This window comes from Brevundimonas sp. AAP58, from assembly GCF_001295975.1.
GTDB lineage: Bacteria > Pseudomonadota > Alphaproteobacteria > Caulobacterales > Caulobacteraceae > Brevundimonas.
This window is the reverse complement of record NZ_LJHU01000073.1, coordinates 1-8,829: the sequence shown is the minus strand read 5'-3', so window position 1 is coordinate 8,829 and position 8,829 is coordinate 1. Positions and strand designations below refer to the sequence as shown.

The following is an 8,829-nucleotide window of genomic DNA, read 5'->3' as shown; positions in this document are numbered from 1 at the left end:
GGCCAGATCGGCGGCCGTGGGGGCCCAGCCCCCCCGCCGCTCAGGCGCGACCGCGTCGAAGAGATGGCGCATCTCCGGGCCCGCGGCATGGACCACGTCGATAGCGGCGGCCTGGATCGGTTCGGACAGGCCGGCATGGAGCGCGCGGGACTGGTCCCCCAGCTCCAGCATGTCGGTCAGGACCACCACCCGACGGCCGCCGCGCTGGATCGGCTTGGCGCCCAGGCTGAGGAACCCGGCCTTCATCGACAGCGGGTTGGCGTTGTAGCTCTCGTCGATCAGGGTGAAGGCGCCGCCAGGGATATGGACCGTGAGGGTCTCGCCCCGGCCCTTTAGCGGCTCGAACTCGCCAAGCGCGGCCAGCGCCGTCTCGATCGGGACATCCAGCGCGTCCAGCATCAGGATCACCGCCAGGCTGTTCAGGCCCCAGTGGAAGCCCGACTGCCTGAGCGTGAAGACATGGGTCCGGCCCCAGACCTCGGCTGTCACCCGCGCGCCGCCGTCGAAGGGCGCGAAGTCGATCAGGCGAGCGTCGTGGAAGGTCTCCGACCCGAAGGTCGCCACCCGCGCGCCGACGTGCAGCGCGGCCTGATGCAGGGTCTCGAACCACGGATTGTCGCCGTTGACGACGGCCAGGCCGCCGGGGCCGAGGCCCTGGAAGATCGAGGCCTTCTCGCGTGCGACCCCGGCCTCGCCGTCGGCGAAGGCTTCGATGTGTACCGGGCCGACGGTGGTGACGCAGGCGGCGTGGGGCTGGACCTGGCGGGACAGGGGCGCGATCTCGCCCGGCGCATTCATGCCGATCTCGAACACGGCGCGCTCGACCGAGGCCGGCATGCGGGCGAGCGTCAGGGGCACGCCGATGTGGTTGTTGTAGCTCTTGATCGAGGCGTGGGCCGGCCCAGCGAGGTCCAGCCCCGCCTTGATGGCCTGGGTCACGCTGGTCTTGCCGACGCTGCCGGTGACGGCGCCCCGCCGGATCTGCGGAGCCCGATCGCGGGCGGCGGCGCCCAGGGCCTCCAGCGCCTTCTGCGTATCCGGCACGACGATGCAGGGGCCGCCGTCGACAGGGCGTTCGACCAGGGCCCCGGCCGCGCCCGCCTCAAAGGCAGCGCCGGCGAAGTCATGGCCGTCGCGAGCGCCCTTGAGCGCCAGGAACAGGTCACCGGGGCCGATCTCCCGGCTGTTGTAGGTGAGCCCCGAGGCATCGAACACGCCGCCTTCGATCCGGCCGCCAGTGGCGAGGGCGATCTCCTGCGCCGTCCACAGCGGCGGTAGCGATTCAGGCATGCAGTCTCAGGGCCTCGGCGACTTCGGTGGCGTCGTCGAAGGGGTGGGTCACGCCCGCGACGATCTGGCCCTGTTCATGCCCTTTTCCGGCGACGACGACCACATCTCCGTCCTTCATCATGCCGATGGCCTCGCGGATGGCGGCGCGGCGGTCGCCGATTTCGAGCGCGAAAGGGCAGCCGGTGCGGACCTGGGCGCGGATCGCCTCGGGGTCCTCGGAGCGGGGATTGTCGTCGGTGACGATGGCGATGTCGGCCAGACGCCCGGCGATCTCGCCCATGATCGGCCGCTTGCCCTTGTCGCGGTCGCCGCCCGCGCCGAAGACGACGATCAGGCGGCCGGTCGCGTGGGGGCGCAGGGCCTTCAGCACCGTCTCCAGCCCGTCGGGCGTATGGGCGTAGTCGACGTATGCCTCGCCCCGGCTGGAGCCGCCCGCGATGCGCTGGAGTCGCCCGGCCGCGCCGGTGACGTGTTCGAGCGCCACAAGCACCCGGCCCGCGTCCTCGCCAGCGGCGATGCACAGGCCCGCCGCGACCAGGGCGTTCGACGCCTGAAACGCCCCGGCGAGCGGCAACAGAACCTCGTGGCGCTGGCCATGGACGTCGAGGATCAGGCGCTGGCCCTCGGGCACGGCGCGGCGCTCGATCAGGCTGAGGTCGCGGCCCCGCTCGCCCACGCCCATGACGCCGAGGCCCGACATGATCGAGGCGGCGGCGAACTCGGAATAGGCGTCGGAATCGGCGTTCAGCACGGCGGTGCGGCCGCGCGGCAGGAGCGTCTCGAACAGCCGCAGCTTGGCCTCGCGATAGGCCTCCATGGTGCCGTGGTAGTCGAGGTGGTCCTGGGTCAGGTTGGTGAAGGCGGCCGCCTTCAGCGTCACCCCGTCCAAACGCCGCTGGTCGATGCCGTGCGACGAGGCCTCCAGCGCCAGGTGGGTCACGCCGCCTTCGGCGAGTGTGGCCAGCAGGCGGGCGGCGTCGGCGGCGTCGGGGCTGGTCAGGCCGGGCGGGGTCAAGACTTCGGTCGTCTTGCCGGATTGGGCGACGACGCCGAGCGTGCCCATGCTGGCGGACTTCCTACCCAGCGCCGCCCAGATTTGACGGCAGAAGGCGGCGACCGAGGTCTTGCCGTTGGTGCCGGTGACGGCCACGCAGGTCGCCGGCTGGGCCCCGTAGAAGCCCCGCGCGGCGAGCGCATAAGCGCGGCGCACATCGCCCGACCGGACCAGCAGCGGGGCGACCCCGTCCGGCGTGTCCTGAGGCGCCAGCACAGCGGCGGCGCCTTGCGCCAGGGCCTGGGGGATGAAGGCGCGGCCATCGGCGGCCGTGCCGGGCAGGGCCACGAACAGGTGGCCCGACGCGACCTTCCTGCTGTCGGCCGTCACGCCCGTGATCATCGGATCGGAGGCGACGTCGCGCATCAGCAGATCGGACAGGCGGACCGCGCTCATCGGGCAGTCTCCACCGGCGCAGGCGGATCGATGCGGCGCTGGACGCCCAGAAAGCCGGCGATGCGGTCGATGACGCGGCCCACGACCGGCGCGGCGACGGCCCCGCCCAGGCGCGAGCCCTGGCTCGGCTCATCGACCAGAACGAAGACGACATAGCGGCGGGCGTTGTCCGGACCGTCCGCCGGGAAGACCGAGGCGAAGGATCCCAACCCGTGCGCGGGATCGTAGCGGCCGTTCACCAGCTTGTTCGCGGAGCCGGTCTTGCCGCCGACCCGCAGGCCCTCTGCGTTGGCCGAACGGCCAGAACCGCGCAGGACGTTGGCGCGCATGAGCTCGCGGATGGCGGCCGAGGTCTCGGGGCTGACCACGCGGCGGCCCTCGTCACCCGTGCCGCCGCGACGCAAAGTGAGCGGCCGATAGACGCCGCCGTTGACCAGCGCCGCCGTCGCCGCCGTCATCTGCAGCGGCGTGATCATGATGCCGTAGCCGAACGACAGGGAGGCGCGGGTCGAGTCGTCCCACTGGCCCGGACGGCGGGGACGAGCGCTTTCCTTCAGCTCGATGGGTGCGGCGTCGAGCAGGCCGAGGCGCTGGAAGTAGTCGCGCATGGTGTCTGCCCCCATCTCGACCGCCAAGCGCGAGGTGCCGATGTTGGAGGAGTGGATGAACACCTCCTCCAGCGACAGAATCTTGTTGGTCGCGTGGAAGTCCGCGATCCGCCGGTTGCCGATGTAGAAGGCCTCGGACGCATCGATCATGGTGTCCAGATCGGCCCGGCCGGTGTCGAGCGCGGCGGCGACCGTGAAGGTCTTGAACACCGAGCCCATCTCGTAGTGGGCGGAGGTGACGCGGTTCAGGGTGGCCCCCTCCGGCGCGTCGCCCCGATCGTTCGGATCGAAGGTCGGCCACGACGCCATGGCGAGCACCTCGCCGGTCGTGGCGTCGGCGACGACGCCCACGGCGCCCTTGGCCCCGGCTTCGGTGGCGGCGAGGCCGAGCTCGTTCTCCAGCACGCCCTGGACGCGCAGGTCGATGGACAGGGCGAAGTCCTGGCCCTGGGCTCCCGCCTGGCGGATGGCGTCGTCGAAGGCCAGTTCAGCGCCGGAGATGCCCTGCCCGCCCGTATCGGCCGCGCCGATGACATGGACGGCGGAGGTCCCGAGCGGATAGACGCGGCGGTCTTCGGGCTCGAAGGAGACGCCGCCCAGCGCAAGCGCATGGACGGCCTGACGCTCGGCCGGGGTCAGGCCGGGCTGGACGATCAGGCGACGGTCGCCGTCGAGAACGCGACGAAGGCGGCGGGCAGACACGCCCGGCAGGGCCTGACGGATCTGGCGGAAGGCGGCCTCGCGGTCCCAGACCTCCGTCGGGTCGATATAGAGGCCGTAGTGGGTGATGTTGGTGGCCAAGAGCGCGCCGTTGCGGTCGGTCAGGTCTGCGCGTTGCAGGGCACCGGGCCGCGAGATGGAGCCGGCACCGCCCTGGGGCGCGAACAGGGCCGCGCGGGTCGCGCCGGCCGCCAGCAGCACGAAGACGGCGATGAACACCGCCTGGATCACCACGATGCGGACGCGGGTGTCCTCTTCCGGTTTGGCGTCGGCGCGGGCGCGCTCGAAGGCGTGTTCGACGAACCAGATGGCTTCCGACAGCCAGCGCAGCCAGGGCGAGACCGCCGAGCTGACGGGACGGGCCCCGGGCGCGGGCCGGAAGGCGCGGTGATCCTGAACCGTCATCGCACCGGCTCCTCTGCGGCAGCGGCGGCGGTCTCAGGCTGCGTCGACGCGGCCGGGGTTGCGTTGCCAGGAGCTTCAGCGTCGGCGACGACAGGCGCGATCGGGGCAGGCGCACGAAGCGGCACCAGACGGTCCAGAGCGCTCGCGTCCGCCTGACGCTCCATCTCGACGGGGGCGAGGCCCGCGGTGCGTGACAGCGTCTCCAGACGGCCGGGCTGCTCCAGCCGGGCGGCCTCGGCGCGGAGCAGACGCACGCGCTGGGTCGTCTCGGCGATCTCGCGCTCCAGCTGGGCGATCTGGGCGCTCTCGCGCGCCGCGGCAGCCTTGGCGACGTAGACGCCCAGCACCAGGGCGACGACCACCACCGCAAGGATGATCTCGATCCAGCGGACGCCGCGGACCTTCCAGTCGAACAGGGCCTGGACCGGATTGCGGGTCATGCCGCCGCCCTCCAGGCCGGGGCCTCGGTGCGCACGGCCGCGCGCAGACGGGCCGAGCGGGCGCGGGGGTTGGCCGCGAGCTCGGCCTCTCCGGCCTCGCGCGCGCCCTTGAACTGGAGGGTGAAGCTGGGCTTCCTGGTCTCGACGGCGACCGGGGCGTGGCGCGAACCGCCGGGGCTGTTGCCGCTGCGCTCGGTCAGGAAGGCCTTGACGATCCGGTCTTCCAGCGAGTGGAAAGTCACGACCGCCAGACGGCCGCCCGGCGACAGGGTGGCCTCGGCGGCCTCCAGCCCGGCGGTCAGCTCGCCCAGTTCATCGTTCACGGCGATGCGCAGGGCCTGGAAGGTGCGAGTGGCCGGATGGGTCGGAGCCCCACGGCGGCCGCCCAGCGCCTTCTCGACCACCTCGGCCAGATCCAGCGTGCGGGTGAAGGGCTCGCTGGCGCGGCGGCGCAGGATGGCGGTGGCGATCCGGCCCGACTGACGCTCCTCGCCGTAGAGCTTGAGGATATGGGCCAGAGGCCCGTGGTCCCAGGTGTTGACGATGTCGGCCGCGCTCTCGCCCTCGCCGGACATGCGCATGTCGAGCGGCCCATCGCGCATGAAGGAGAAGCCGCGCTCGGCCTGGTCCAGCTGCATCGACGACACGCCGATGTCGAACACGGCGCCGTCCAGCCGAGCCTTGCCGCTGTCGGCGAAGGCTTCCGACAGACCTGAGAAGGCCGTGCGGACGAGCTGGAACTGGCCCGGAAAATCGTTGGCCACCGCGTCGGCGTGGGCCTGGACCGTCGGGTCGCGGTCCAAGGCGATGACCTCGGCTCCGGTGGCCAGAATGGCGCGCGTGTAGCCGCCAGCCCCGAAGGTGGCGTCGATCACGACGTCGCCCGGCCCTGGCGAGAGCGCCTCGATGACCTCGGCGAGCAGGACCGGAGCATGTGGCCCGCTCACTGGTCGTTCCCCGGCAGACGGCGGCGGGCGAACTCGCCGCGCTCGCGCATGGCCTTGCGGGCCAGCTGGCGGCGCTCTTCCTTGCGGGCCATCCAGCGGGCGCGGTCCCAGATCTGAAACCGGGGCCCCATGCCGACGATGACCAGGTCTTCCGACAGGCCCGCGTCCTCGATCAGGCCCTCGGGCAGGGTGATGCGGCCGCCGCTGTCATAGGCCAGCGGCTTCTGGCCCGCATAGACGGTTTCCTCCAGCGCCGTGCGCCAGTCGTCGCCGAACGGCAGGCTTTCGATCAGGGCGACGTACTCGGCCATCAGCTTGTCGCCGCCGGCCTCCAGGCAGTCGGACTCGACCGAGAAGAAACAGAACACGCCATGCTCGGCACCGTTCTCGGATGTGCGGAACTCCTGCGGGATCAGGAGACGGCGCTTACCGTCCAGCTGCTTCTCATAGGTCGAGAGAAACACGCCCTGCCCACCCGGACCTGTTGGCCCGCCCCTGAACTCATCCCCGCGTCACAAACGCCGACGCCGCAACCCCAAATCAGGTGATTGGGATAGCATGGGATCAAATGGGTCTCAATGGGATAAGTTGACGATCTTTAACCACGATCAAGGTCAGACAGCCGCCTAGACTTGGCGAACGCGAACATACATAGAACACCGAGAGTATTAACAGGGCGTGCATCCGACGGCCGCCGTTTGGCCCAAAGCCCTGACAACCCGTGAACGCAGGATTTGCCTTCCCTACGGGCAGCCGGTTAAGCGTAGCCAAACGAAACGGAGCGAACGCCATGGCCATTCCCGCCTCCCTGACCAAGGGTCTCAAGCTGCCCGTGATCGCAGCGCCCATGTTCCTGGTGTCCGGGCCCGATCTGGTGGTCGAGGCCTGCAACGCCGGGGTGATCGGCACCTTCCCGTCGCTGAACCAGCGCACCACCGAGGGCTATCGGGAGTGGCTGCACGAGATCAAATCCCGCCTGAAGCCCGACGCGGCGGCCTTCGGCGTCAACCACATCGTCCATCCGACCAACCCGCGCCTGATGGCCGACATGATGGTCTCGGTCGAGGAGAAGGTGCCGCTGATCATCACCTCGCTGGGCGCCGTGCGCGACGTGGTCGACGCGGTTCACGGCTATGGCGGCGTGGTGTTCCACGACATCGCCAATGTGCGCCACGCCCGGAAGGCGGCCGAGAGCGGGGTCGACGGCCTGATCCTGGTGGCCAACGGCGCAGGTGGGCACGCGGGCATCATCAACCCCTTCGCCCTGATCAATGAGGTGCGCAGCTTCTTCAAGGGCACGATCATCCTGTCGGGCTGTCTGTCGACCGGCCAGGACGTGGCGGGAGCCCTGATGATGGGGGCCGACTTCGCCTATATGGGCACGCGCTTCATCAACACGACCGAGGCCATGGCTCCCGCCGCCTACAAGGACATGATCATCGAGTCCGGCGCGACCGATATCGTCCACACCGCCGCCGTCTCGGGCATTCCGGCCAACTTCATGACCAAGTCGCTGCAGGCCAACGGCATCGATCCCAAGGTCCTGCCTGACCACAAGCTCGACATGGGCGACGAGGCCAAGGCGTGGAAGACGGTCTGGTCGGCGGGGCAAGGCGCGGGCGCGGTTCACGACGTGGTTCCGGCCGGAGAACTGGTCGCGCGACTCCGCTCCGAATACGCTCAGGCGACGGAAGAATTCGCCAGAAAGGTCGGCGTCGCCTAGACAGCGGCGGATGTCTCGTGCGCTGCGCCTTGTCCTGTTCGCCCTGATCGCCCTGCCCGGCCTCGCCCTGGCGCAGGACCGGGACAACGCGCGATTCGACCCGAACCGGGCTTCGCCCTGGACCTTCGAGCTGGGCGGGGCAACCGACAACCGCTCCAAGGGCGCATCCAAGAGCAGCGGCGACCCCTATGTCTTCGGCGAGGTCCAGTACAACGCTGCCAACGGCTTCTATGCCGACGCCGAGTTCGAGACGATCGACTCAGCCGGATCGCGCGTCGAGACCGAGGTCGAAGCCGGCTGGCAGGGCTCGGGTGGCGGTTTCGACTTCGATGTATCCGTCTCGCACAAGTGGCGGGTGAACGCCGACCCCGGCCAGGACGACGCCGCGGTCGAGCTTCAGTTCGACGTCATGCGTGACTTCGGCGCTGTGGACACCCGCCTGCGCGTCGAGCATTCGCCGGACGGCCTCGGCTCGACCGAAGCCTGGACCTGGGTCGAGACCCGCGTGCGCTGGCCCATCGTCGACCGGCTGCAAGGCGCGGTGATGGTCGGGCGACGCGAACAGGACAATGGGCCGGACTATACCGGGTGGAGCGCCGGCGTGGCCTACGCCCTGACCGAGGTCACCGAGCTAGAGCTGGCCTGGCATGGCACCGACATCGGGGACCAGGGCGAACAGTATGAAGACGCCCTCGTGGCGGCGATTCTGGTCGCCTTCTGACCCCCATTTGCCCGGGGTGCGACACGTGCGGCGGCTCGCCGCGCGGCAAGCTGCGGGGCATCCATTCGGGTGCCAACACCGTTCTTGGCCCCGATCGCAGCATGGCGATCGCAAGCTCAGGAAACACCCATGACGTTCACACGCCTTGCCGGCGCCGTGTCGGCCGCCGCCCTGCTCGCCGCCGCCCCCGCCGCTATCGCCGACCACCACGGTGGCGGCCACAGCCAGATGCAGTCGCAACAGACGGTCGTCGACGTCGCCGTCGGCTCGCCCGCGCACACGACCCTGGTCGCCGCCGTCCAGGCCGCCGGCCTGGTCGAGACGCTGTCGGGCCCGGGTCCGTTCACGGTCTTCGCCCCGGTCAACGACGCCTTCGCCGCCCTGCCCGCCGGCACGGTCGACACCCTGCTTCAGCCCGCCAACCGCGCGATGCTGACCAAGGTCCTGACCTATCATGTCGTGGCCGGCCGCGTGGCGGCCGCCGACGTCATCGCCCTGATCGAGGCCGGCAACGGCTCGGCCGCC

Annotated in this window: 9 protein-coding genes; 3 read left to right on the top strand and 6 right to left on the bottom strand. The window is 70.4% G+C overall.

Annotated features, from left to right (window positions below):
• The 6 genes from murF to IP78_RS10040 form a co-directional block, all read right to left on the bottom strand.
• Positions 1-1,290, bottom strand: a 1,290-nt coding sequence (murF, locus tag IP78_RS10065; RefSeq protein WP_054111548.1) for a UDP-N-acetylmuramoyl-tripeptide--D-alanyl-D-alanine ligase, incomplete at its 3' end; no start/stop codon positions are given.
• Positions 1,283-2,740, bottom strand: a complete 1,458-nt coding sequence (locus IP78_RS10060) for a UDP-N-acetylmuramoyl-L-alanyl-D-glutamate--2,6-diaminopimelate ligase (RefSeq protein ID WP_054111547.1) — start codon at positions 2,738-2,740, stop codon at positions 1,283-1,285. The genes IP78_RS10060 and murF, both read right to left, overlap by 8 nt.
• Positions 2,737-4,473, bottom strand: coding sequence for a penicillin-binding protein 2 (locus tag IP78_RS10055; protein ID WP_054111546.1), 1,737 nt, complete (start codon positions 4,471-4,473; stop codon positions 2,737-2,739). Before IP78_RS10055 ends, IP78_RS10060 begins: the two co-directional genes overlap by 4 nt.
• Complete coding sequence (locus tag IP78_RS10050) at positions 4,470-4,913, bottom strand: cell division protein (protein ID WP_054111545.1); 444 nt, start codon at positions 4,911-4,913, stop codon at positions 4,470-4,472. Before IP78_RS10050 ends, IP78_RS10055 begins: the two co-directional genes overlap by 4 nt.
• Positions 4,910-5,860, bottom strand: a complete 951-nt coding sequence (rsmH, locus tag IP78_RS10045) for a 16S rRNA (cytosine(1402)-N(4))-methyltransferase RsmH (RefSeq protein WP_054111544.1) — start codon at positions 5,858-5,860, stop codon at positions 4,910-4,912. The genes IP78_RS10050 and rsmH overlap by 4 nt, the downstream gene beginning before the upstream one ends.
• Positions 5,857-6,324, bottom strand: a complete 468-nt coding sequence (locus IP78_RS10040) for a division/cell wall cluster transcriptional repressor MraZ (protein ID WP_054111543.1) — start codon at positions 6,322-6,324, stop codon at positions 5,857-5,859. Before IP78_RS10040 ends, rsmH begins: the two co-directional genes overlap by 4 nt.
• 326 nt (positions 6,325-6,650) lie before the next feature.
• Here IP78_RS10040 and IP78_RS10035 point away from each other — a divergent pair, with 326 nt between their 5' ends.
• The 3 genes from IP78_RS10035 to IP78_RS10025 all read left to right on the top strand — a co-directional run.
• Entirely contained in the window at positions 6,651-7,583 is a 933-nt protein-coding gene (locus IP78_RS10035; protein WP_054111542.1) for a nitronate monooxygenase family protein, read from the top strand.
• A gap of 10 nt (positions 7,584-7,593) precedes the next feature.
• Positions 7,594-8,304 (top strand): TorF family putative porin, encoded by a 711-nt coding sequence (locus tag IP78_RS10030; protein WP_054111541.1) that lies wholly within the window; start codon positions 7,594-7,596, stop codon positions 8,302-8,304.
• A 129-nt stretch (positions 8,305-8,433) separates the two neighbouring features.
• Positions 8,434-8,829: fasciclin domain-containing protein (locus IP78_RS10025; RefSeq protein WP_054111540.1), on the top strand; the 396-nt coding region annotated here is incomplete at its 3' end.

Excerpts from the sequence above, each read along its gene's own strand:
- IP78_RS10060 (WP_054111547.1), bottom strand. The coding sequence starts at position 2,740 with ATGAGCGCGGTCCGCCTGTCCGATCTGCTGATGCGCGACGTCGCCTCC.
- IP78_RS10055 (WP_054111546.1), bottom strand. The coding sequence starts at position 4,473 with ATGACGGTTCAGGATCACCGCGCCTTCCGGCCCGCGCCCGGGGCCCGT.
- IP78_RS10050 (WP_054111545.1), bottom strand. The coding sequence starts at position 4,913 with ATGACCCGCAATCCGGTCCAGGCCCTGTTCGACTGGAAGGTCCGCGGC.
- IP78_RS10035 (WP_054111542.1), top strand. The coding sequence starts at position 6,651 with ATGGCCATTCCCGCCTCCCTGACCAAGGGTCTCAAGCTGCCCGTGATC.
- IP78_RS10030 (WP_054111541.1), top strand. The coding sequence starts at position 7,594 with ATGTCTCGTGCGCTGCGCCTTGTCCTGTTCGCCCTGATCGCCCTGCCC.